This is a genomic window from Ignisphaera cupida, from assembly GCF_030186535.1.
Taxonomy (GTDB): domain Archaea; phylum Thermoproteota; class Thermoprotei_A; order Sulfolobales; family Ignisphaeraceae; genus Ignisphaera; species Ignisphaera cupida.
The window spans coordinates 357,733-380,040 of sequence record NZ_JASNVW010000001.1; the positions used below are offsets into that span (position 1 = coordinate 357,733).

General features: G+C 35.0%; 22 protein-coding genes, 1 tRNA gene and 1 pseudogene. 9 read left to right on the forward strand and 15 right to left on the reverse strand.

The window, feature by feature from the left end:
- Positions 1–90 precede the first annotated feature (90 nt).
- A complete protein-coding gene (locus QPL79_RS02080) occupies positions 91–1,410 on the forward strand; it encodes a TIGR04013 family B12-binding domain/radical SAM domain-containing protein (protein ID WP_285273126.1) in 1,320 nt (439 codons plus the stop codon).
- Positions 1,411–1,489: 79 nt separating this feature from the next.
- Here QPL79_RS02080 and QPL79_RS02085 read toward each other — a convergent pair whose 3' ends face one another.
- A complete protein-coding gene (locus QPL79_RS02085) occupies positions 1,490–1,720 on the reverse strand; it encodes a ferredoxin (protein WP_285273127.1) in 231 nt (76 codons plus the stop codon).
- A gap of 100 nt (positions 1,721–1,820) precedes the next feature.
- Entirely contained in the window at positions 1,821–3,071 is a 1,251-nt protein-coding gene (locus QPL79_RS02090; RefSeq protein WP_285273128.1) for a glycosyltransferase family 2 protein, read from the reverse strand.
- Positions 3,072–3,250: 179 nt separating this feature from the next.
- Here QPL79_RS02090 and QPL79_RS02095 point away from each other — a divergent pair, with 179 nt between their 5' ends.
- On the forward strand, positions 3,251–5,668 hold the full coding sequence (locus QPL79_RS02095; RefSeq protein WP_350309066.1) for a valine--tRNA ligase: 2,418 nt from the start codon (positions 3,251–3,253) through the stop codon (positions 5,666–5,668).
- 14 nt (positions 5,669–5,682) lie between these two features.
- On the forward strand, positions 5,683–6,213 hold the full coding sequence (locus tag QPL79_RS02100) for a hypothetical protein (RefSeq protein ID WP_285273129.1): 531 nt from the start codon (positions 5,683–5,685) through the stop codon (positions 6,211–6,213).
- On the opposite strand, the gene QPL79_RS02105 is transcribed toward QPL79_RS02100, so the two are convergent.
- Positions 6,181–6,480, reverse strand: coding sequence for a hypothetical protein (locus QPL79_RS02105; RefSeq protein ID WP_285273130.1), 300 nt, complete (start codon positions 6,478–6,480; stop codon positions 6,181–6,183). The genes QPL79_RS02100 and QPL79_RS02105 overlap by 33 nt on opposite strands.
- Positions 6,481–6,540: 60 nt before the next feature.
- On the opposite strand from QPL79_RS02105, the gene QPL79_RS02110 reads away from it, so the two are divergent.
- A complete protein-coding gene (locus QPL79_RS02110; RefSeq protein ID WP_285273131.1) occupies positions 6,541–7,326 on the forward strand; it encodes an HD domain-containing protein in 786 nt (261 codons plus the stop codon).
- Here QPL79_RS02110 and QPL79_RS02115 read toward each other — a convergent pair.
- From QPL79_RS02115 to QPL79_RS02125, 3 genes are all read right to left on the reverse strand, one after another.
- Entirely contained in the window at positions 7,314–8,015 is a 702-nt protein-coding gene (locus QPL79_RS02115) for a hypothetical protein (protein ID WP_285273132.1), read from the reverse strand. The genes QPL79_RS02110 and QPL79_RS02115 overlap by 13 nt on opposite strands.
- 13 nt (positions 8,016–8,028) lie before the next feature.
- Positions 8,029–9,597, reverse strand: a complete 1,569-nt coding sequence (locus tag QPL79_RS02120; RefSeq protein WP_285273133.1) for an acyl-CoA carboxylase subunit beta — start codon at positions 9,595–9,597, stop codon at positions 8,029–8,031.
- 168 nt (positions 9,598–9,765) lie between these two features.
- The gene (locus tag QPL79_RS02125) at positions 9,766–11,304 is read right to left on the reverse strand and encodes a glycoside hydrolase family 57 protein (protein ID WP_285273134.1); all 1,539 of its coding nucleotides are present in this window, start codon (positions 11,302–11,304) and stop codon (positions 9,766–9,768) included.
- A 124-nt stretch (positions 11,305–11,428) separates the two neighbouring features.
- Here QPL79_RS02125 and QPL79_RS02130 point away from each other — a divergent pair, with 124 nt between their 5' ends.
- Both QPL79_RS02130 and QPL79_RS02135 read left to right on the forward strand, forming a co-directional pair.
- Positions 11,429–12,478: a deoxyhypusine synthase gene (locus QPL79_RS02130; RefSeq protein WP_285273135.1), complete on the forward strand. Its 1,050-nt coding sequence runs from the start codon at positions 11,429–11,431 to the stop codon at positions 12,476–12,478.
- A 56-nt stretch (positions 12,479–12,534) separates the two neighbouring features.
- Complete coding sequence (locus QPL79_RS02135; protein WP_285273136.1) at positions 12,535–13,242, forward strand: hypothetical protein; 708 nt, start codon at positions 12,535–12,537, stop codon at positions 13,240–13,242.
- Positions 13,243–13,481: 239 nt separating this feature from the next.
- On the opposite strand, the gene QPL79_RS02140 is transcribed toward QPL79_RS02135, so the two are convergent.
- Positions 13,482–13,883 (reverse strand): acyl-CoA carboxylase biotin carboxyl carrier protein subunit, encoded by a 402-nt coding sequence (locus QPL79_RS02140; RefSeq protein ID WP_285273137.1) that lies wholly within the window; start codon positions 13,881–13,883, stop codon positions 13,482–13,484.
- A gap of 197 nt (positions 13,884–14,080) precedes the next feature.
- Here QPL79_RS02140 and QPL79_RS02145 point away from each other — a divergent pair, with 197 nt between their 5' ends.
- Positions 14,081–15,631 (forward strand): glycoside hydrolase family 57 protein, encoded by a 1,551-nt coding sequence (locus QPL79_RS02145; protein ID WP_285273138.1) that lies wholly within the window; start codon positions 14,081–14,083, stop codon positions 15,629–15,631.
- Positions 15,632–15,633: 2 nt separating this feature from the next.
- On the opposite strand, the gene QPL79_RS02150 is transcribed toward QPL79_RS02145, so the two are convergent.
- Complete coding sequence (locus QPL79_RS02150) at positions 15,634–16,866, reverse strand: nucleotidyltransferase family protein (RefSeq protein ID WP_285273139.1); 1,233 nt, start codon at positions 16,864–16,866, stop codon at positions 15,634–15,636.
- Positions 16,867–17,082: 216 nt separating this feature from the next.
- Between QPL79_RS02150 and QPL79_RS02155 the strand changes: the two genes are divergently transcribed.
- Positions 17,083–17,157 (forward strand) — tRNA-Arg (locus QPL79_RS02155).
- A gap of 779 nt (positions 17,158–17,936) precedes the next feature.
- Here QPL79_RS02155 and QPL79_RS02160 read toward each other — a convergent pair.
- The 4 genes and pseudogenes from QPL79_RS02160 to QPL79_RS09260 all read right to left on the reverse strand — a co-directional run.
- Positions 17,937–18,395 (reverse strand): PIN domain-containing protein, encoded by a 459-nt coding sequence (locus tag QPL79_RS02160; RefSeq protein ID WP_285273140.1) that lies wholly within the window; start codon positions 18,393–18,395, stop codon positions 17,937–17,939.
- Positions 18,374–18,616: an AbrB/MazE/SpoVT family DNA-binding domain-containing protein gene (locus QPL79_RS02165; RefSeq protein ID WP_285273141.1), complete on the reverse strand. Its 243-nt coding sequence runs from the start codon at positions 18,614–18,616 to the stop codon at positions 18,374–18,376. Before QPL79_RS02165 ends, QPL79_RS02160 begins: the two co-directional genes overlap by 22 nt.
- A 297-nt stretch (positions 18,617–18,913) precedes the next feature.
- Positions 18,914–19,399, reverse strand: coding sequence for a methionine--tRNA ligase (locus tag QPL79_RS02170; protein ID WP_285273142.1), 486 nt, complete (start codon positions 19,397–19,399; stop codon positions 18,914–18,916).
- Positions 19,400–19,879: 480 nt separating this feature from the next.
- Positions 19,880–20,023: pseudogene (locus QPL79_RS09260) on the reverse strand (HEPN domain-containing protein); the annotation flags it as partial.
- 289 nt (positions 20,024–20,312) lie between these two features.
- Here QPL79_RS09260 and QPL79_RS02175 point away from each other — a divergent pair.
- Positions 20,313–20,963: a DUF973 family protein gene (locus QPL79_RS02175; protein WP_285273143.1), complete on the forward strand. Its 651-nt coding sequence runs from the start codon at positions 20,313–20,315 to the stop codon at positions 20,961–20,963.
- A 187-nt stretch (positions 20,964–21,150) separates the two neighbouring features.
- Here the strand turns inward: QPL79_RS02175 and QPL79_RS02180 are convergent, their stop codons facing one another.
- The 3 genes from QPL79_RS02180 to QPL79_RS02190 form a co-directional block, all read right to left on the reverse strand.
- The gene (locus QPL79_RS02180) at positions 21,151–21,336 is read right to left on the reverse strand and encodes a winged helix-turn-helix domain-containing protein (RefSeq protein ID WP_285273144.1); all 186 of its coding nucleotides are present in this window, start codon (positions 21,334–21,336) and stop codon (positions 21,151–21,153) included.
- A 5-nt stretch (positions 21,337–21,341) separates the two neighbouring features.
- Positions 21,342–21,479: a hypothetical protein gene (locus tag QPL79_RS02185; protein WP_285273145.1), complete on the reverse strand. Its 138-nt coding sequence runs from the start codon at positions 21,477–21,479 to the stop codon at positions 21,342–21,344.
- Between the two features lie 185 nt (positions 21,480–21,664).
- A complete protein-coding gene (locus tag QPL79_RS02190; RefSeq protein WP_285273146.1) occupies positions 21,665–22,300 on the reverse strand; it encodes a FumA C-terminus/TtdB family hydratase beta subunit in 636 nt (211 codons plus the stop codon).
- Positions 22,301–22,308 lie beyond the last annotated feature (8 nt).

Below are 22,308 nucleotides of genomic sequence, written 5' to 3' on the forward strand. Positions count from 1 at the left end.
CACTCTATATATCAACATACCTATGCCACATTTTGAAAATATAAGTCTAGTTATTATGAAAATGTTTTCTAGAATTTTAAGGAATTTGAAATGTTTGAAGAAACATGCTTTGCAATAGTCTACAACAAAGACAATAGATATAGTGTTAATGCCTTGGTAGCGGCCATAGAGTTTGCAGAACCAAAAATACCTGTTATTAGAATACCGCTTTATAAAATAATGGATGTTGTTCAGCAAATCATTGATTTGTATAGAAAATGCAGAAAAGTTGTTGTTGGATTCTCGTTCATGACTCCACAAATTCTTCTCATAAAAGAATTAGTGAAGCTAATCAAACTCTATACCCCACAAACACTACTTGTTGCTGGTGGTCCTCATGCAACTGGCGATTACTTAGGAACTATAACAAGGCTTGGTTTTGATATTGTTGTCTATGGAGAGGGAGAGGAAACGATAGTTGAACTACTTAGAAAATATAGTGAATCTGATGAGTATAGAGTTTGTGGAACAGCTTATAGCGATGGTGATAGAATTATTGTTAGAAAAAGAACAAAGTTTGTTAACCTTGATTTTTATCCTCCGTTTCCATATTGGAAAGGTGTTGTTAATCCAATTGAAATTATGAGGGGATGTTCATTAGCGTGTTACTTTTGTCAGGTTACCTATTCTTTTGGATTGCCTAGGTACAGAAGCGTAGAAGTTATTGTTAAATATGCTAAGAAGTCAATTGAAAATGGATTAGCAGATCTAAGATTCATAGCACCTAATTCGCTTGGCTATGGCAGTAAAGATGGTGTTAAACCAAATCATGATGCTCTTTATAATCTTCTTAGCTCTCTACACAATATTGCTAAAGAATATGGTGGAAGAGTATTTTTCGGCACTTTTCCAAGTGAAATAAGGCCTGATTCAGTTGATGTTGAATCTGCTGATATTCTGAAAAGGTTTGTAAATAATAGAAGAGTTATAGTTGGTGCTCAAAGTGGCTCTAATAAAATTTTGAGAATTATTCATCGAGGACATACGGTTGAAGATGTTGAAAATGCCATAGATATTCTTATTCAAAAAGGTTTTGGTGTTGACATTGATTTAATATTTGGTTTTCCCTTTGAAGATGAGGAAGATTTCAAGGCAACAATAGATTTTATGGAAAAGTACATGGACAAAAATGTGAGATTTCATTTACATACATTTATACCACTTCCAGGAACACCTTTTTCAGACTTGGAATCAAAACCTTTAGACAGTAGAAAGAAAGCTGTTTTATCCAAATTTATTGGTAAGGGAAAAGCATATGGTTATTGGATACAACAAGAAAAAATATCGTCATTAATATCCTGGTTAAAGCAAAGCAAAGTTATTTATGGGCCTCGCGAAAATGCTCAAAAATCTAAGCTGTATTACTGTTAACAATTTTAGCACTGTGGAGAAAAGCTACTAGAAAAAAGTTTATTGTCTAATTGACTAAAAACAGGCTTTGCTGATTTTTTTACTCAACTTTTATTGATCCTGTTGGGCAAGAGGCAGCAGCGTTTTTAGCAGCTTCAACAAGGTTGTCAGGTATTTCACCTGTGGACTGTTTCTCATCGTCATTTTTTCTATAGGGATCTCTTATTCTTGTTTTTCCTGTTACAGGATCCAACTCGAATATGTCAGGTGCTAATGCCCAGCAGACTCCGCAAGCTATGCATGTCTCCTTATCTACTACTACCTTAGCCATTTTTTGCACCACTAATGCTCTTCTATGGCAAGGTTTAAAAAGGTTTTGTGTTTAAATAGTGATTTGCTTTAAAATAATTGTTTACTTATGGCATGTGTAATTAATGCTTTACCTCTTGTTTCAAAAAATCTTTGTTTTCTATGCCTATAGATGTTCTATTCAATGTTCTAAGCCAGGAAATTCTAATTGGTGTCATAGCCACCATGGCTAGAAATCCTTGGAATATCCAGTTAATTGGTGCCATGATAAGTGCTATGTCTAAAAATCTTTGGTATAGTATAAGATAGCTTGGTGCAAAGAATATTGAAATCAGCTCTATTTTCGCTAGGACAAGTGTTATTAATGGCACTTGAATAAACTGAGATGCTACTAGAATTATTAGTGCTATGGAGGGTGCTGTTAAGGCAACAGGCTGTAGATATGCAAGTGTTAGTAATATGAGTTTTTTCTTACTTAGAATTTTTCTATGCTTTGTTACAGTATCTTTAAAACATTGTAGTGTTCCTCTATACCACCTAATTCTTTGATTTACCAAGCTTCTTATATTTGATGGTGCCCCCTCTATTATGGGAGTATCCAAAAGAGCTATCTTCTCATTGTAGAAAGATGCTAGTATTGAAAGATATGCATCCTCAGCCAAAACCTCTGGCATACCCCCTATTTTCTCTAAGAACCTAGCTGATAAGGTCAACCCTTCTCCACTAACTAAAGGAGTTCCAATAAATTTTGCTAAACCAGGCAACCCAACATTGTACCAAAGAAATGTGTCTATGTATGAAAGTTTTCCAATAATGTTGTTACCAACTCTATAAACCTTTGCCCCAACAATGCTATAACCACTTAGAGTAAGCTTTGCAACTTTTTCAATGTATAGACTATCCAATATGTTGTCTCCACCATCCAAGATAATGAATGCTCCATAAAAATGCGTTACATATTTTAAGACAAGATTTATTGAAGAAGCCTTTGATTTTCTCTCTCCTCTATTCATGAATATGTATATACCGAAACCCTTTTCAATTAACATATCTATGTTTTCAAAAACATGTATCAATGTTTTTAAATCGTTATTCTCAAGTATTACATAAACATCTACTTTTCCAAGTCTATACCTCTGTTTACTAATACTCTTAAATGTTTCCCGTACAGAAGACTCATCCTCCATGTATAGTGGTATTAGAATAGCAACATCAAATGGGTCATCATTTAGAGAATTAGAATCGTTCTCCACATCTATGTTCAGCCAAACCTTTCTTCTGAGATTAGCAACAGCGCTAAAGAATGATGGTATGCCATAGATAAATGACATTATTATAATTGATGTTGGAATGTACCACAGTATTGAAAGCATTGTTACAGCCTCACAATATCTAAACCTATCTCTTAAATATAAATTTTTAAATCAATTAATTTATGTGAATCAAAGTAAAAGCAAGATTTATAAAAATCTATCAATAATTTGATAGCTATAGTAAGAGGTGTGAAGCTATAGAAGTAAGAGAAACAAGAACACAACTATTTAAGCCAAAAATTAGTGATGTTAGATGGCGAAAGGAAATTGAGAAAAGCCTTGTTGAACAATGGGAAAAGGAGGGTTTATTCAAGTTCAACTTCGATCCATCTAAACCAGTTTTGGTAATAGATACTCCACCACCATACATTTCAGGCAAGCCGCATGTGGGTCAAGTTGCACACTACATTCAAATAGATATGGTTGCAAGAGCTTTTAGAATGCTTGGCTACAATGTTCTTGTACCATTTTATGCTGATAGAAATGGCTTGCCTGTTGAGGTTTTTGTGGAAAGAACATATGGTGTAAATCCACATGAAGTTGCAAAAACAGTTGAGGGTAGGGAGAGCTTCTTAGATTTGTGTAAAAAGCATTTAGACAATGTTGAGAAAGAGTTTATAAGTCTTTGGAGAGCTCTTGGATGTTCATTTGAATATTGGAGAAATGGAACTGATAGTGAGGAGTATAGAAAGATAACGCAATCAACATTTATAGAATTGTGGAGAAGAGGGTTAATATATGAGGCAGAAAGACCGGTTTTGTGGTGTCCTAGATGTGGTACTTCTCTTGCTGAAGCTGAGATTGAGTATAAGGAGGAGGATGCAGAACTATACTACATTAAATTTCATTTAAAAGATGGTGGAGAGGTGGTTATAGCAACTACAAGACCAGAGCTTTTAGCATCATGTCTTATTTTAGCATATAACCCCAATGATTCAAGATATAAGCATTTAAGAAATAAGAAAGCGATTGTACCTCTCTATAATCATGAAATTGATATTATTGAGCATCTCTCTGTTGATCCATTATTTGGAACAGGCATTATGATGATTTGTAGCTATGGAGATCAAACAGATGTTAGAATAGTTAGAGAGCTTGGTTTAAAGCCTAGAATAAGCATTGATGAAAGAGGTAAATTAGTTGATGAGCTGTTGAAGGGATTGAGTATTAGAGATGCTAGAAAGAAAATTGTTGAAATGTTGAAGGAGAAAGGACATATTCTAAAAATTGAAAAGATTAAGAGGAATGTACCTGTTTGCTGGCGTTGTGGAACACCTGTAGAAATTATTCATATGAGAGAATATTTTCTTAAGCAACTAGAGTTTAAAGATGCTATGCTAAAAATTGCTAAGGAGGTTAAATTCCTACCTGAAGAGCATAGAATTAAGTTAATCAACTGGATAGAGTCTATATCAATGGATTGGCCAATTTCAAAAACAAGATACTACGCCACAGAGGTACCTGTGTGGAAATGCAGAAAATGTGGTTCAATACTTGTTCCAGAGCCTGGAAAGTATTACAGGCCATGGAAAGACCCACCACCTTGGGATAAATGCCCAGTTTGTGGAGCATCGAAAAATGAGCTAGTTGGGGAAACACGTGTGTTTGATACATGGTTCGACTCATCAATATCTGTTTTATATGCTGCTGGTGCAACAAAATATCCCAACGTATTCAGCATGTATCTTAGAGGTGAAGCAAAGGCTTTAAGACCTCAAGGCTATGACATTATAAGAACGTGGCTTTATTATAGCTTGCTCAGAGTCTATCAATTGTATGGAAAAGTCGCGTTTGATTATATTAGGGTTAGTGGAATGGGGCTTGATGAAAAAGGTGAGGCTATGCATAAAAGCAAGGGGAATGTTATATATCCTGAGCCTTATATAGAGAAGTTTGGAGCTGATGCACTAAGGTTTTGGAGTGCTATAGCATCTAAACTTGGTAGTGACTATAGATTCTCAGAGCAAATGATTAAAACAGGGTCTTTGTTTGTAACAAAGCTTTTAAACATAGCAAGATTTGTCTCAGCATTTCCAATAGTTGAAAGTGTTGAAGAGTTGCATCCTCTTGATGTTGCAATTCTTGCAAAGCTAAACAATGTTGTAGATGTTGTTAGAAAAGGTTTTGAAAATATGGACTTTTACGAACCCATTAATCAGATATACCATTTTACATGGGATGTTTTTGCTGATCACTATTTAGAGATGGTTAAGGCTAGAGCATATAATGTAGCAAATGAGTATACAGAATCTGAACAGAGAAGTGCCTACTTCACATTGCATACTGTGTTGAGAGGTATATTGCTCATGTTGGCACCTATAATGCCTTTTGTCACAGACTATATATGGAGAAGCATGTACAAGAATACCTCTATACACTTAGAGACTTATCCAAACAAAGTTCCTTTGCCTGGTAATGCAAATGAGCTTAGCAAATTATTTGACATTGTTATGAATTTAAATAGCAGTATTTGGAAGTTTAAGAAGGATAGAAACATTAGATTTAGTGAAGAACTTAAAGCAACTCTGTATTTGCCAAAAGAGTTGCAAGTATTCTCAAAAGATATTAAGAATCTACATAAAATTACTAAAATAGAGTTTGGGGTACCTGAAGAACCATACATAAATCTTGGCAATAACTGCTTTTTAAAGATCTGAATTGTGAGTAGAGAATGGTTTTCATAATTGCTAACATAGCTGTTGAAGAATCCTTTGGTCTTGTAAAAGCAGCGAGAATTTTAAGAGAGTGTGGTATTGATTCAAAAAAGTTTTCTGTAAATACCTTCAACAACACGATAAGGATTTTCATAGATGATTTAGAGAAGGCTATGTGCTTTCAGAAAATCAAAGGCTATACAACACTTGAAATAAAATCTATTTTCAAATGCGAGAAAAATGAAAAGACTTTGTCTAAACTGGGTCTTGTTAAAGTATTTCCAGTTTCTATGAGGGTGATAGGTTATGTACCAATTGATGATGCTGTTGTGCTTATTCAAAAAACATCTAGGAAGGGTGTATATGTTGCTACAATATGTAGGATTAGAAAAGTTGAGATACCTCTACCACCAACAGCATGTATGTTTATTGCAAATAGTGAAGATGATTTGAAAAAAGTAATCTTTTATTCAATGCTCTTAAGCAAATTAGAAAAAACTATTGAAAATCAATGTTCATTTTCTGCTAGTACTGTAAATAATCATTAGACCATCTATGTAGTCCACTATCCAATAGTCTACAGAATCCATTTTCTCATTCTCAACAACAATTATTGGTAACCCACCAGTTGAAATTCCTTGCCTAACTAATGCAATTAAGGCTTTTTCAAATGATTCAAAATCTTGAACAAAAACTGTTATACATCGAACCTCGCTACACATGGGCTTTCCTCTCACAAATATAACAGCATTGCTTATTCCAAGCTCTGACTCAATTTTTGTTATCAGCTCCTCAACACTTCTCCTATCAACCATATCCAAAACCACAAAGAATTAAAGCACTTCACAAATTTTTATATGTTGCTGTGATTAGACATGGTTGTTGTATCCCCAAACCTAATTAATCAACATATTTTGTCATCGAGTTTACTTAAGGAGGCTCACCAAATAATTGAAAGTGATGAAGAGCTTTCAATACTTTTAAAAATGAGCAATGTAATGGCTGTTACAAGGCTTAAATACAACGATCATGGGATAACACATGCAAGAATAGTTGCGGGAGCCGCCTTGGAAATGACTGATATACTTAGTGGCAGTGGAGTTGAGTTTACAACTATTAGAGATGGAATTACAAAAAATATTGATGAGGTAAAGCTCGTTGTATTGTTATCAGGGTATATGCATGATATTGGAAATGCTGTTCACAGGTTTAAGCATGAGTTTGTAGGGGCTTTGCTAGCTAAGGACATTTTAAATAGGGTTTTGAGTAAATTAGGATTTGATAAGAGAAGGGTTGTGGAGTTAAGGCAAGAAGTTATGCACATAATATTTTCAACAGAATACAATGTGCAGTGTTTAACTATTGAATGTGGAATTACTAAAATTGCTGATGGGCTTGACATGGCTGAGGGAAGAGCTAGAATACCATATAAACTTGGCAAAATCGATATGCATGCTGTTTCTGCATTAAGTATAAAGCGTATTGAAATCGATAGAGGTTTTTCAAGACCTATCAAAGTATCTGTTTACATGGATGATGCAGCTGGGCTTTTTCAAGTAGAAGAGGTTTTAATGCCAAAAATCAAAACAAGTATGCTGGAGGACTATGTGGAAATCTATATCTATACAAATTCAAAGCTGCTTAAATACTATCCAAAGTAATTCACAAAACATTTAATGTTTGAAGATATAGTGCAAATATCTTCAATTTTCTCATACCTGTTTATAGCAATTGTTAATAGCTCATAGTCTTTCCATGTTGGTATACCAGTTCTGTACATACAAAAAGAGCCTTTGGTACTATATATGCATCCCCCAATACCCCTCTCAGCAATGAGATCTCTCATAGAGTACAAATCTTTTTTAGATGGAATAGGTGGATATCCAATGGGGTGTGTATGTGCAATGAATATAACATCTCGTATCTGGGGAATTGCAACACTTTTTTCAAAGCCTTGAACAATAACTGCTTTTCCACTTTTTAACACAATCTCCATGTACTCAACATCCTCAAAGAGATACTTGTATAGATGTCTCTGTGTAGCGACATAGAAATTTTTGCATAGTGTTTTCAACGAAGATGATAAGTTGTTGTTTGTACATTTTATTGAGTCAATGCAAATAAACTCTATATGTCTTCCAAAAAACTTCTCTACATAATTGCATAACCCACTTTGCTTAGGTATATAAACTTGGATTGTTCCATGATTAAATAAATTGTTTATACAAATTTCTAAAGTCTCATTCTCTTCTAGAGTATTTTCAACAATGTATTCTATAGAAGACAAAATTTTGAAATGCTCAACCTGCTTAACAATATAGCTATCATTAATTATTTCCTCAAAAAGCATTGCCAAAAAACCTTTAGAGTGGTATCAAACCATGTTTCTTTGGTGGTCTCATTCTTATATCTCTTTTTGTTAAGAAGAAGTTTAGAGCCTCTACCAAAACCTTTCTTGTTTCCGAAGGCTCTATCACAGCATCCACATATCCTCTAGAAGCTGCATAGTAAGGTGTTGTAAGTTTCTGTTTATACTCACTAACGAGTTTCTTCAATAGCTCTTCACGCTCTTTTTCATCCTTTAAGGATTGAAGCTCTCTACGCCAAATAATTTCAGCAGCTGCTTCAGGCCCCATAACAGCAATTTCAGCTGTTGGCCATGCAACAACAAAATCTGCTCCAAGATGTTTTGATCCAAGAGCTATGTAGGCTCCTCCATAAGCCTTTCTAACAATAATAGTTAATTTAGGTACTGTTGCCTCGGCATATGCATAAATAATTTTTGCTCCATGTCTTATAATACCTCTGTGCTCTTGATATGTTCCAGGCACAAAACCTGGAACATCAACAAAAGTCACTATGGGCAAATTGAATGAGTCGCAGAATCTGACAAATCTTGCTATTTTGTCTGATGAGTCTATATCTAGAGAGCCCATATAGTAAAGAGGCTGATTAGCAACTACACATATAGAATGACCATCGAGTCTTGCAAAACCCACTATAGCATTCTTTGCAAAATCTTTTTGAACCTCAAAAAATGTGTTTCTATCTACAACACCATTTATTATTTCATGCATATCATAAGGTTTTGCAGGATCTTCTGGAATGATATTATTCAATGCTGGCTCAGTCCTATGAGGATCATCACCAACATCTATTCTTGGTGGAAGCTCTAAACTATTTGATGGTAAATACGATAAAAGCTTTTTAACAATTTCTATAGCCTCTTTATCATCTCTTGCAACAAAATGTGCAACACCACTTCTACTAGCTTGTATCTCAGCACCGCCAAGCTCATACTCTGTAACATCCTCGCCAATAGCAGCTTTAACCACTCTTGGACCTGTTATAAACATATATGATGTTTTTGAAACCATTATTATGAAATCCATTAAAGCTGGGGAATATACTGCTCCACCAGCACAAGGCCCCATTATAACAGCTATTTGTGGTATTGAACCAGATGCCATAACGTTCATGTAGAATATTTCTCCATAGCCTTTAAGCGAGTCAACACCTTCTTGTATTCTGGCTCCACCAGAATCATTTAGAAAAATAACAGGAGCACCAACACTTAATGCAAACTGTATTGCCTTAACAATTTTAGCTGCATGCATTTCACCAACAGAACCACCCATAAATGTAAAGTCTTGAGCAATTCCAATAACATTTCTTCCACTAACCCTTCCAAATGCTGTTACAACACCATCTCCAAAAACCCTTCTCTCACTCATACCAAATTCCGTAGCTCTATGAGTTACAAACATGTCAAACTCTGTGTACACACCATTATCAAAAAGCAGCTCAAGTCTTTCTCTAGCAGTGAGTTTGCCTGCTGCGTGTTGCCTGTTTATAGCCTCTATACCTCCTCCAAGTTTAGCTTTCTCAATATTTTTTCTAAGCTCCTCTATCTCCTTCCTCACAAAATCCATTAAAACACCATCTAAATCAGGTATTTCGGTGCTAAATAAGACTTTCTAAAAATCGTAGTATTGAGTTGCTCCTAGAAACAATGATTTAGTCATTACTAAAATCAGTTTAAAAATGGTGATTTCAAAACTTGTCAACATATCTTAAGGTTTTGTAAAAGAATTGAAAGCTCATATCTTTGAAAGAATTTTCAGCACAAACTCCCTTAACTTACTAATTTCCACTACTCCCTGCTTCACAAAAGCTCCAAGATCTTCCAACTCTCTTGCTACATTCTCTAGAAAGAAATTTTCTCTAAACCATCTTGCAAGATCTCCTCTAAGAATGTGATAAACCAAAGACTCTTCAGGAACTATTTGAACAAGTGCCGCTAGTTCTGTAATGCACCTTGCTCTATATGGCAATGGTTTTCCAGGTGCTTGGTAAAATTGAAATGCCTTTTTACCTGGAAGAACAATTTTCTTTGCATATTTACTGGGTTCTGAGGATATTTTCTCTAGAATCATTGTAGCAAACATTGCTAAAGCCTCTAAATAAGTTGTGTAAGCAACTACAACATCCTTATAGGGAGAGAAATAGTTGTGAACATCACCTGCAGGACCTGTTTTTGTAGCCATGTAGTATAAATGATCGCTTGACCCAAGTGTTCTCCAAATTTTTAGAGCTTCACCACCAATTGCTTTAACATATGGCTCTAGACTTGCATAATATTCAAATAGCTTTTTCTGAAAATCATTCCCTAGCCACGCAGACAAATCCCTTTCATCAGCCCAGCTAATGGTTTCCCAAAAACTTACATCAATAACATCCCTTGGTTTATTTCTACAAGCAGCTTCATATGGTGATACAACATTTATGTTATCATGCCTAGCGATTTCTATTGGTAGCCACTTCAAAAATTCTAGTATTCCTGTCGATGGATGGTGGTGTTCACCAAACGTTTCATAGTCTATTGCAATCAATATGACATCCCCAGGGGTTTTGGAAAGCCAAGAAGCATATTTATCAGCTGTTAATGGATATTGATCCCAGCTTCTATCTGAGAATCTAAACCCTATGTCATCGCTAAGTCTATAGTTTCTCATCAAAATTCTAGCATTGCAACCTCTAGCACTATAGACATAGTTTGGGCTTCTCCAACCAAGTACTCTCTCAACACCTTCTGTTAGCACCACATCATAGCCAAGTCTATTTAGTGTGCATGCAATATCGTTATTGTATATGAACTCAGTATTTTCAGCAACTCTTGGCTCAACACCAAAAACCTCTTTTATCAATGACTTATGAAGCTCTAGCTGCTCAATAAACTCGTCTATGGAAAACAATGAGGCCAAGCTATGATAATATGTTTGCTCAACAAGCTCAGCAACATTTTCTAAAACAGCCTCGTTAATAACATCAACAACTCTTTTATCCCACTTCAATGCTTGCTCAATTAAAACTCCGCTTAAACTCATAGAAAACTTGAAATCCTTGCCAGATTTTCTCACACTTTTTACAGACTCCAAAAGAATCTTAGTTGCTTTAACATAACACCTTTCAGCAACTCTAACAAAAACCTCTTTATTAACCTCATTATCAAATATCAAATCAAACATTTCACTAAATGTCAAACCTCTTTTAATACCATTTAAAAGCATGTGTTTAAGCAAATCCTTTCTAAGCCTATACGGCTGATGCAACTCGAACATGAACACAACATCAACCATTTTTAGTGACCTTCACAAAGTTTTCAGCACAAAATCACTTAGCTGCAATTAAATAGGAATAGTGTAATAGGTTTATTAACCTACTCTTCTCATCGCAAAAACAAGGTCTAGAGGCTAAAGCAGAATGAGTGATGAGTATAAGAATCCATACCTAGTTGAAAAATTGAAAACATTTGAAGTAGAGAGAAGAGATGTTAAGGAACTTCTTAGAGATATGGCAAACACAGCCTATCAGGGTAGAGCATTGGGAGAGGTATATGAAATTATAGTTGAGATGATTAAGGATCCAAACAACACAATATTCCTAGGACTTGCAGGTTCTATGAGTACCGCGGGTATGTGGAAGATAATTAAGTGGTTGATTGAGAAAAGATATGTTGATGTTGTTGTTTCTACAGGTGCAAATATTTCAGAGGATATCTATGAGGCTATGGGGTTTAGCTATTACAAAGGCTCTCCAAATGTTGATGATTCAGAGCTTTTGAGATATAAAATTGATAGATTTTACGATGTTTTTGCAAGTGAGCTTGACTATAGAAAAATGGAGAATCTCATAAAAGAATTTATATACACCCTTCCAAAGGGTTCTCAATACTCAACAGCAGAATTTTTGTATCTCTTTGGCAAGTACTTGAATAGCAAAGGAATAGACTGTATAGTATCAGCAGCTTACAGAGCAGGGGTTCCAGTATTCTCACCAGCTCTTGTTGATAGCGGCTATGGTGTTGCAGCTGTTCTTGCAATAAGGGAAAAGGGGCATAACATAGTACTTGATATGGTTAAAGACTTTGATCAAATTGTTGAAATTGGTAGAAAAGCAGAGAAAATGTCTGCTATTTACATAGGTGGTGGTGTTCCCAAAGACTATGTGAATCTAGTAACTGTTATGCAAACACTTCTAGGAGGTATGGAAACAGGTGTGGAAACATACAAGTCGCTAGAGTATGTTGTTCAAATAACTATGGATGCTCCACAGTGGGGTGGTCTCTCAGGTGCCACGTTAGAAGAGGCTGTTAGCTGGGGGAAGGTATCTCCAAAAGCTAAGAAGAGAGTTGTTTATGTTGATGCAACAATAGCTCTTCCACTTATAGCACAAGGCCTATACGAAGAAAATATTGTTAGAAAGAATCCTCCAGACCTCAGATGGGTTTTCAGCAACATTAGAACACCATAAAAACTCTTTTTCTTTTTCAAACAAAGTTTTATGTAAGGTCTGGTGGAGTTTTTTCAATGTCTGAAAAAGTTTTTGGATATACAGAAAAACTTACAATAGTTAAAATCCTAAAAGCATTGAACAGATTCTTTAGCTTAAGAGATCTTGAACAAGTACTCGATGTTCCATTTCAAAGCTTGTGGAAATATGTAAATTTAATTGGGTTGCCAAGTGAGGAGGTTGTTGAAAGCATTTCTACAAAGTTAGCAAAGCTTAGAATAGTTGATGAAATTCTTGCCAATGAAGCTAAAAAGTTTAGGTCAAATCCATATAGTCTTTCAATGAACATGGGGTTTCTAGAGCTATATGCACTAAAAATTGCTGCTAGTTTGAAGAATTTCGATATAGATGTTGTTGTTTCACTGTCTCAAGAAGCTTCAACATTAGCTACATTGGTAAGCAATGAAACGGGTGCAGATCTTTGTATTCCATTACCAAATGAAAACCTAAATCCAGAGCTCATAAAAGTTATCTCATATTACTCCACTGCATCAAAAAAGATGAAGATGTTGATATATCCAAGAAATTGTGTGAAGGAAGAGAAGAAGGTGTTTCTTTCAGACCTTATTCTCATAGACCTAGACAAATTTGAAGCCGTTAATGCATTGATTAAGTCTAAAGATAGTAAGGTATTTGGAATAGCAACAATCTATATTTCGAAAAATGCTCTGGAAAAGCTTGCATCTCATGATATAAAAATTGTTTATCATGTGGATGTTCTATAAAACATAATTACATTCTTGTCATGCGTATAAAAGGAGATCTCTGTATTTTTAGCCTATGTTACAAAAATTTAAGTTACACTATTTATAAAGGTAAATAAGTTTAGGTGTGACAATATGTCCAAGAAGCCTGGGAAGAAAGCTGAGAAAAAGGAAGAGAAGAAGGCTGAGAAAAAGGCAAAGAAGTAAACAAGTAAATAATTCATTATATTTAAATCTAATTCACTTTTTTAAACATTGTTTCACTGGTTCAATTCCCTCAATTTTATCAATGGATCACCAACATTTACAAAAGATCCTTTTGAAACAAAGATTTTTTCTACAACACCTTTTCTAGGCGATGTAATCTCTATTTCCATTTTCATGGACTCTATAACCACAATTGCATTGCCTTCGCTGATAAAATCACCCTCCTTCACATAAACATCAACAATTCTACCCGGTATCTCAGCTACTACTACCAGTTCTCCTGGTCTTAACTCTATTCTTGGATAAGTATTAGATACTGCAAAGCTTTTTCTAGTAACCTCAACAATGTATTCTCTATCATCAATCCTAATTCTATATACATTCTCTTTTTCCTGAAATATGTAAACCTCTACTTTTCTGTCTCCACTTCTTACAGATAGTTTACGCCATTGCATGCTAAATCGCTTAACAAATACGTAGACTGTGGTAAATATGGGTTACGCTACCACACGATTTCACATTAACTACTCCATAGGATGTAATTGTCATTTTGTGAAACTTCTTAAAAATATTTAAGCTTTGGGTTATTGGTTTAAACAGTGCAGTTTTTATAAATCATGATAACAAAAACATATTGTGACGTGGGAGTGCCTTGGACATTGCTATAATACCTAATTCACCAATCTATGTCTATGGCGAAGCAGCAAAGGTCGATGTAGTTATCTATAGAGATGTTCCTTGTGAAGAATTTGAGGTTTCTTTTGAATCCAAGTTCGTTATTTCAAATAGTGAGAGAAAAGTTTTTTCTGATTTGAGGAAAGTGAAGGGTGGTGTTGAGGTTTCTACACAGTTTGTATTTGAAATACCACGTGCTGAGAGTTCAGAGTATGTTTTAAGGCTTTTTGCCAAGGTTAGGGGGTGTGGTGAGGAGGCTTCTGAAAATATAAACCTTTCTGTTTATGGTGTTGTTCAAAAGCTTGTTAATCTAGTTATTGTTTGGCATAATCACCAACCACCAAATTATTTACCAAGTGGTGCCTATTTTGCTGACTATCCATTTAAATGGGTTATTTACAATTTGTTTGAGCCATATGCCTTGGGAGGTCCTTACTATATTCATGCAAAAGTCTATGAAATGTTTCCAAAAGTTAAAACAACTGTTAATCTCTCTCCAAGTCTTTTAGCTCAGTGGAGAGAAGCTATTGAAAGAGGCTATGTAATGGAGAATGGGGAAAGGATTTTGCCTAGCGATAGAAGAATTGAGCTTATTAAGGAAACTCTTGAACTCTATAAAAAGCTTGCAAATCAAAACTCCATAGAGATTCTAACATCTGTATATGCACACACCATCCTGGGGTATTTAATTCATAGATTTGATATGGAGGAGGTTATTAGAGATGAGCTAAGATTGGGAATGGAGATAACAAAAGAGGTCGCGGGTTTTGAGCCTCATGGTGTTTGGACACCTGAAATGGCTTGGCATAACAGGCTTGGCTCTATCTATGCTGATATGGGTTTGGAGTATACCATTCTTTGTGGAAAAAGCCATTTCACTAGAGCTATAGGAGATAAAACAACTATTTACGAGCCCTACGAATTTGTTGGTAATGGGAAGAGAATCAAGATTTTGTTTAGAGATCAGGCAATTAGTGATTTGATAGGCTTTAGAAACAACTTTGCTAATAGAGTAGAAGCTTTGAAAGCAGCACTAGACACAGTTCTCAACATTGTTAGTAGAAGAGGCTTTGTAACAATTGCTTTAGATGGTGAAAACTGGATGATATTCTCTAAGTATCCTAAAAACACCTATCCATACTTTGTAAAGCTATATGAATACATCAATACCTTGCAAGAGAAAGGCTTCTTAAAAAGTTTAACTGGTTATGAAGCTGTGAAGACTTGTGGTGATAGCTGTAGAAAGATTTTGTATATTCCAACAAATTCGTGGGTAAACAGTTTCCACAAATGGGATGGTGAATTGAACGAACAAAGATATATGTGGTTTGAAATTGAAAAAGCTTATCAGAGACTCAAGATATATAAGCAATTGATTGGAGAAACAAAGGATATTAAAGAAGCTTACTGGGCTTTGTACCACGCTATAGATAGTGATTATTGGTGGACAGAGTTTTGGAATCCAAGAGTTATAAAGACTTGGCTTGAGGAACTTCACAAAACTTTGAATAGTATAAAAATTGTTTAGCTTTACCTAATCACTATATTCTCTATGTGTACATTGCTTGGAATTTCTTTGTGAGGCCATATCTTAACATTTCTAAGTGTTGAACCATCACCTACAATAACATCGTCACCAATTACGGAATTCTCTATTCTAACATTTTTACCTATCTTAGTATGTCTACCCACTATGCTATGGGAAATTACTGTTCCAGAATCAATTCTGCATCTATCCATAACAACACTATAGTGTATGGAAACACCATCATTGATTATAGTGTAATTGTCTACAACACTATTTGCAAGCGAAACATTTTTTCCTATTTTAACGTGACGACCTATTAGATTATCTCCATCTACTTTGATATTTCCAGACAAAATGTTTTGAAGTATTTGCTTATGTAGCTCCATAGACTCTTTGCTTTTTCCCTGAACCTTAACATTTCTTGTTAGCATTTTAGCCTCTAACTCTTCTGGAGGTAGATTTCTAAGCATGTAGAATACAGCCTCGAGATACCTCTCTGGAGTTCCTATGTCGAACCAGTAGCCCTTTAACTCAAATGCGTAAACAGGTAGTCCACTCTCTATTGCAAGAGGTATTATGTGCTGTCCAAAATCCATTAAACCTCTTTCTCTATACTCCATCACCTTTGGTGATGATATAAAGTTTCTAAATTCCTTTGACAATATGTACACACCTGTATTCACATACCTGCTGGGAGCTTCTTCAATGCTCTTTGGCTTTTCAACAAATTTTCTTATTCTCCAATCCTTATCTAAATCAGCAACACCAAAATGTCTAATCTCCTTAGCATCATCTAAAAACTTAACAGCTATACTCATGAATGCTGATTTCTCTTTGTGACTAGAGTAGAACTTGGCTAAATCAATATCGAATAGCAAATCACCTTGAGCAACAAGAACTTCTTCCTTAATATCGTAATACTCCATAATAATTCTAACACTATCAGCATTACCAATACTATCCTCGTTAGGCTGATACCTTATTCTAACATCTGGAAAACCATACTTAAGTCTAATCTTCAAACCCTCACCAAAATAATCATAAACCTCCTTATAATTAAAATAGCCACTCACACCCATATAGAACTCTGTAACTCCCTGATTAGCAAGCTTAACAATTGTAAACTCTATCAAAGGCCTATTAAGAAACCTAATAACAGCTTTGGAAGTCTCAACAGTTAAGGGGTACAGCCTGGTACCCAAACCCCCAAGGGGAAAAATAGCTTTTCTAAGCACACAAATCCCCCAGTAATACTAAAAGTGCCAGCAAAGTAATAAACGCTTTGTATGGAGCTAGTAACAATCATGTAAAACACATACTAAAACATTATACCTATATAAATAGCGTCAGACTCGGGTTCTAACATCACAAATCAGTAGCGGACCTATCATCACCAAAAACAGTAAAAATAACCAAAAGATAAAAAGTCTATAATAAATAAAAAGATAAATGGGCCCGTAGCTCAGCCAGGACAGAGCGCCGGCCTTCGGAGCCGGTGGTCCGGGGTTCAAATCCCCGCGGGCCCGCTACTCAAAACATTTCTCTTCATGAAAACCTTAATATCCTCCCCTATAGATCTTAACTTATGGATAAGTCAGGAAACTCATGGTCGGACTAAGATTTGAATAATGATCAGTTTAGAATGATTAATGTCCAAGTTTAAATGATGACACTAAGTGTAGTTCGTATATTAAGAATGAACTTGGCTACAATAGAACTTGTATTATTCTAGGTTTATCTATGTCTATGTCTTCAAGACTTGTTTTCATAATGATCTCCAGTTCCACGGCTTGGTTTGTGAGGATTTAATTGATTATTTGCAGATGCTACTTTATAGAAATGGATTTAAGCATATTTTCATTATTCCACAAAGCATCTAAAGAACTTCTGAAGAAGTTAGTGTAAAAATAAGATTATGGATTCTAACATCTAATTGCTTCTTCAGCTGATTGAATCCCGTCGAGAGGATTTTCGGAATTGTGCAATTTACCATATTAGCTGAAGAGATCTAATTTAGAGGGATTTAATTTCACTAACTCCTACTTGAATTTTAAATCTGCTTTTTTCTAGCATCAAGCACATTTGCAAGTTCTCTATTCAATAGCTCATATGAATTTTAATATAATGCTAGTTACTTTTCGAAGTGTGGTAGATCATAGAAAGATTCTTTGATTTTTATCATTTTCTTCATAAATTTATGGTATAAAGCTCCTATACCCATGGCTTTCTTTGTAATATTCAACACTTAGAAATGAGTGAGGTATCTAGGAATACTTAACTATTTGATATCTTTCCAAGTTACTTGCTACCATATTGTGACTATCCCTATCTTTTTAGCGACATATATTAGATCTTTGTCTCCTGTTACGATGGGTATATGTAGCTTTTGTGCTAGCCATATTAATGTTGAATCTACAATGCTTAGCGATCTACCTGCTAGTTCCGAAACTTCTTTGAGAATTTTATCGCCTTCAACCTTTATTTTAGCAGACTCGATATAGTCATCTAGTCTTAGCTCTACTACTTTGAAGTATCTTGTCACAAAGGTTTTAAGCTCTTCTTTACTTTTGATAACTGGGATCCTGCCTCTTAACCAGTGAACATATAATTCATAAACGACTGTGGCAGGCAGATATCCTGTGATTTCTCCTTTTCTAATCCTCAGCATAATCTCCTCAGCTTTCTCCCCAAGTTCTCCATAGGCCATAGCAAGTATTGCATATGTGTCAATAATAACTGCTTTTATATTTCTCTCTTCTCCCAATATTCTTTCTCCTCAAGATCTAGCTCATTCTCTGCCTCCTCAGCACTACCAATACAGCACTTCCAGACTCTCTCCCAAAGATCAAGTGGTTTTAGTACAATTCTATCACCCTTAACCTCCAGCATCAAGAGAGATCCCTCCTCAATCCCTAGAGCCTCACGGACACTTTTAGGTAAAACAATAATGCCCTTTCTATGAACCTTAATAACATCCTGATACATAATCTACACCTAGTACAAATCATGCATACCTAACTTATATGTTTAACCACAAGATTAACCAATAAATATTCTAACAAAATATAATTACTAACATGACGAAGAGAAATAATGTAAAAAGTTAGTTAATAGTGAAGAATCTAAAATGATCCTATGTTTTGCATTCTTTTGATGAATGAGGTTTCAACATATGAATCTTTATTAACTCTTAATCGCTATCATATTTTTAATACTTTAAACTTTGTTAAATGATTATATGATTTTAGTTATTTCACTAAAATGTTTGTGAATGCAATAAACCTATGTCTTTAGCTGTTCTAAGAGTTTTCTTGTACTGTTTAGTAGTGATAGAATGTAGTTGAATTCTTGCTCGCCTATCCTCTCCCTCATCTGCTTTAATCTTTCAATAACCTCGTCAATAGAGCTGCTTGCCTGCTCAACATCTCTATTCAAAATATTTATCTGGTTGATGAGCCACTTATCTAACATATATTCAATACGCTGAACCAGATCACCTACTTTACGCTCGACCTCAATGCTTAAGCCATTGTATCCTCTGTGAAAAGTAATTTCATAACCATCATACCCAAAATTAGCATAACCATAACTAGATGATCTCAATACGTACAAAAAACTAATGAGAGCATACTTGCTTATGCCATATCTATTTGTCAGCAGGTTTAACACATTATCAACAAGCTCTGTGGGGGATACGACCATGTCGTTTTCTAAATTTTTCATATCTTTATCCCCAACACCAAATGTCTTCTTTCTCTTAAAAAACAAGTTAAAAACCATTTAATAGACCTCATGACATACAATATTGTTACTCTGCTATAGTCCACTGCAGCAAAATAAAAATGTTAATGCGCATCTATGGTGCTTTCAAGTATGTTAGCTACAAGTTTTTCTTAGCATTTATGTCAATGCTGTTTAAAACAATAAGCACATCTATTTGCTATATTACTATAGATTGTTGTTGGTTTTCTACAATACCTCCAATAACATAGACCTCAGCTTCTTGAATCAAGTCTTTCATACGCTTGCTTATTTTCTCAATATGTTTTCTTCACATTTTCAAATGATCAAAGCAATGCAATACCTAATCTAACTTAACACCTTTGCATACCTCTTCAAGAATTTTCGCAAGCTCTGTAGCTAAAGACAAACACAGCTTTATATCACTAAAGCGTGTGCTTTACATTACCATATCTGCTCATAGCATGTGCTTTCTTCAAATACTATAAAAAAGTCTTCAGTTGTATACTAATAATATCCATGAAGCTCCAAAGATCTAATAAGTATGGCAAGCAACTCCCCTAATCTATGACCTTTTAACCTTTCACTGAACAATTCATTGTAAACAGCCTTTACACATAATTGCAAAGCTTGTTCGATAAAGAACATAGCTAAATCAGTATCAAAAACTTTCTTCGCTTTACATGGGAAAAGCTTTGACCCTTCTTTTCAATATACTTGCATATTCCCTACTCTCACAACCACTTATTGGTTTAATTTAATTAGCTTGATATGAACAAATAAAGCTTTAACTTATAACTGATAACTGAAGGTGAATATTCATAGTTTTCTCTAGCTTAGAATTTCTTCAAACAAAGCCGTTATTTCTGCAATTGAAAGAAAGCATACTTTTCATAAATTTTTATTTTCTACATTATGAATATATGTAGTGGGGTAATCTGTGGCACTGATTCAAAATCCTGTTGTTGAAGCATATAAATCTATGAGGAAAGGAGTGCTATATCTGATAATAGCTTGGCTATTGATAGGCATAGGCCTATCATCTGTTGTGTTTGGCATGTTTAGTTTGTTTGCATTAACTGCGACACGAGGAATGTTTCATGGTATTGGCGCTATAATGGGTCTTGCCATTGCAATAGTGATTATTTTTGCTATTGGATTAGTCATTGCTTTAATAGGTTTGTGGGGCAATTTCATACCTGGTGTTAGCATGCTTGCCAAGGCTATGCCGGAGCTCTCCACAGCTTCTTCGCTTATTAAGATTGGCTTGTTCTATGGCTTAATAGTGTTGTTAATAGGGCTTCTTACAATATTTATAGTCATAGGCATACCAATTATAGTAATTGGTTACATAATGTTAATACTAGGCTACATAGGGCTAATAATACTATGCTTTAAGCTAAACGAACTTGAAAAGAATGTTCTATACTTAGCAGCAGGAATACTATTTATAATAGCAATATTCATAGGTTTAGCAGGGTTTATAGCATGGATACTACTCTACATAGCACTGGGAGACAGCATTGCCAAGGCAAGTCAAGCACAACCAACACCACTCACCACTATAACTACACCACCCTCGCCAGCCTAATCCATTACAATTCCTTATCCTAAATACTCACAAATTTTTCCAAGGCGTCTCCAAGTTGGTAGCTAAGGTTAAAAGCATTGCTGTAAGCAGTTAAAGAATTGCCTGAGTAAACTCTTTTTATAGAATTCCATATTCTTTTAGCGTTTTCAATACTTTCTCCAATTCTTCAAGCAAATCAAAACCTTTTTCAGTTATTCTCAACCTCTACTTCTTCTACAAGCTTTTTCTTCTTGAGAATATTTATGATGTCACTAAGTCTATCATAAGGTACATTAACAAACATTGCCAATCTTGTTGGCAATAACTCCTCTTGCGATAATGTTTTGAGAATTTCATACACAATTTCTATACGACTTCTCTTGGTCTTTGCCATGGTATTTACCTTAGTCTCATGAACGTGCTTAAAGCAAGTATTGTTGCTTCAAAACTTTGCATAGCTTCTGATATTACAGGCAAAACCAGCTTCTCTGTTGTGAGAACTGGTATTAGTGTACGTATGTAAAACGATATTGACAAAACTATGATCAGAGTTCTTGTAACTGTTTGTCTCTACACTTTCATTTCAATCATTTTATGCTCATTCATGATTAAGTGTAGGGACAAATGAAACAATACCCATAATTAATGCTAAAACAATGGCAACTATAACGAGATTATCCATAAGTTTACACATGGAAGTACTCAATGTAAAAACTTATTGCTTATATTAATTCTCTATGTTCAATATTGTAAAAATGCTGCGTAGATAACTGAACAAAGCTTTTCCTTTTTTCAGCAGCACTTCTTAGCACATCGTCTATAGCATTTCTTCCATGAGCATCAATGGCTATGGTTAAAGGCCCAAAATTCTCTACCTCAAAAACCCACACAGCCTCTGGAATGCCCAAATCAAGCCAGTAAACATCTATAACACGTTTAATTGCCTGAGCTGCTAAAACAGCTGCACCTCCTGTAAAAATGGTGTAAACAGCGCCATGTTTCTTGCAAGCATCAACAGTTTTAGACCCCATACCACCTTTCCCAATAATCATTCTAACCCCAAGCCTCTTGATAATCTCATGCTCATATAACTCCATTCTCATGCTGGTTGTAGGCCCTGCTGCAACAACTCTCCAACTATTATCTTCCTTAACTACAACAGGACCACAGTGATAAATAACTCCATTGCTTAAATTAAATGGAAGCTTCTCACCCCTATTTATATACTCCACTATCCTCTTATGTGCAGCATCTCTAGCTGTGTAGACTACTCCATACAAATAAACAATGTCTCCAACATTTAGTTTTCTAATATCATTCTCTGTCAAGGGGGTTACAAGCTTATACACATCACCCATTACAATAA

Bases quoted from the DNA above. Each gene is read 5' to 3' on its own strand.
- QPL79_RS02165 (WP_285273141.1), bottom strand. From the start codon at position 18,616: ATGTATCAGGATGTTATTAAGGTTCATAGAAAGGGCATTATTGTTTTA.
- QPL79_RS02180 (WP_285273144.1), bottom strand. From the start codon at position 21,336: ATGGCAAAGACCAAGAGAAGTCGTATAGAAATTGTGTATGAAATTCTC.
- QPL79_RS02120 (WP_285273133.1), bottom strand. From the start codon at position 9,597: ATGGATTTTGTGAGGAAGGAGATAGAGGAGCTTAGAAAAAATATTGAG.
- QPL79_RS02125 (WP_285273134.1), bottom strand. From the start codon at position 11,304: ATGGTTGATGTTGTGTTCATGTTCGAGTTGCATCAGCCGTATAGGCTT.
- QPL79_RS02135 (WP_285273136.1), top strand. From the start codon at position 12,535: ATGTCTGAAAAAGTTTTTGGATATACAGAAAAACTTACAATAGTTAAA.
- QPL79_RS02110 (WP_285273131.1), top strand. From the start codon at position 6,541: ATGGTTGTTGTATCCCCAAACCTAATTAATCAACATATTTTGTCATCG.
- QPL79_RS02080 (WP_285273126.1), top strand. From the start codon at position 91: ATGTTTGAAGAAACATGCTTTGCAATAGTCTACAACAAAGACAATAGA.
- QPL79_RS02090 (WP_285273128.1), bottom strand. From the start codon at position 3,071: ATGCTTTCAATACTGTGGTACATTCCAACATCAATTATAATAATGTCA.
- QPL79_RS02100 (WP_285273129.1), top strand. From the start codon at position 5,683: ATGGTTTTCATAATTGCTAACATAGCTGTTGAAGAATCCTTTGGTCTT.
- QPL79_RS02085 (WP_285273127.1), bottom strand. From the start codon at position 1,720: ATGGCTAAGGTAGTAGTAGATAAGGAGACATGCATAGCTTGCGGAGTC.
- QPL79_RS02105 (WP_285273130.1), bottom strand. From the start codon at position 6,480: ATGGTTGATAGGAGAAGTGTTGAGGAGCTGATAACAAAAATTGAGTCA.
- QPL79_RS02190 (WP_285273146.1), bottom strand. From the start codon at position 22,300: ATGGGTGATGTGTATAAGCTTGTAACCCCCTTGACAGAGAATGATATT.
- QPL79_RS02130 (WP_285273135.1), top strand. From the start codon at position 11,429: ATGAGTGATGAGTATAAGAATCCATACCTAGTTGAAAAATTGAAAACA.
- QPL79_RS02115 (WP_285273132.1), bottom strand. From the start codon at position 8,015: ATGCTTTTTGAGGAAATAATTAATGATAGCTATATTGTTAAGCAGGTT.
- QPL79_RS02140 (WP_285273137.1), bottom strand. From the start codon at position 13,883: ATGCAATGGCGTAAACTATCTGTAAGAAGTGGAGACAGAAAAGTAGAG.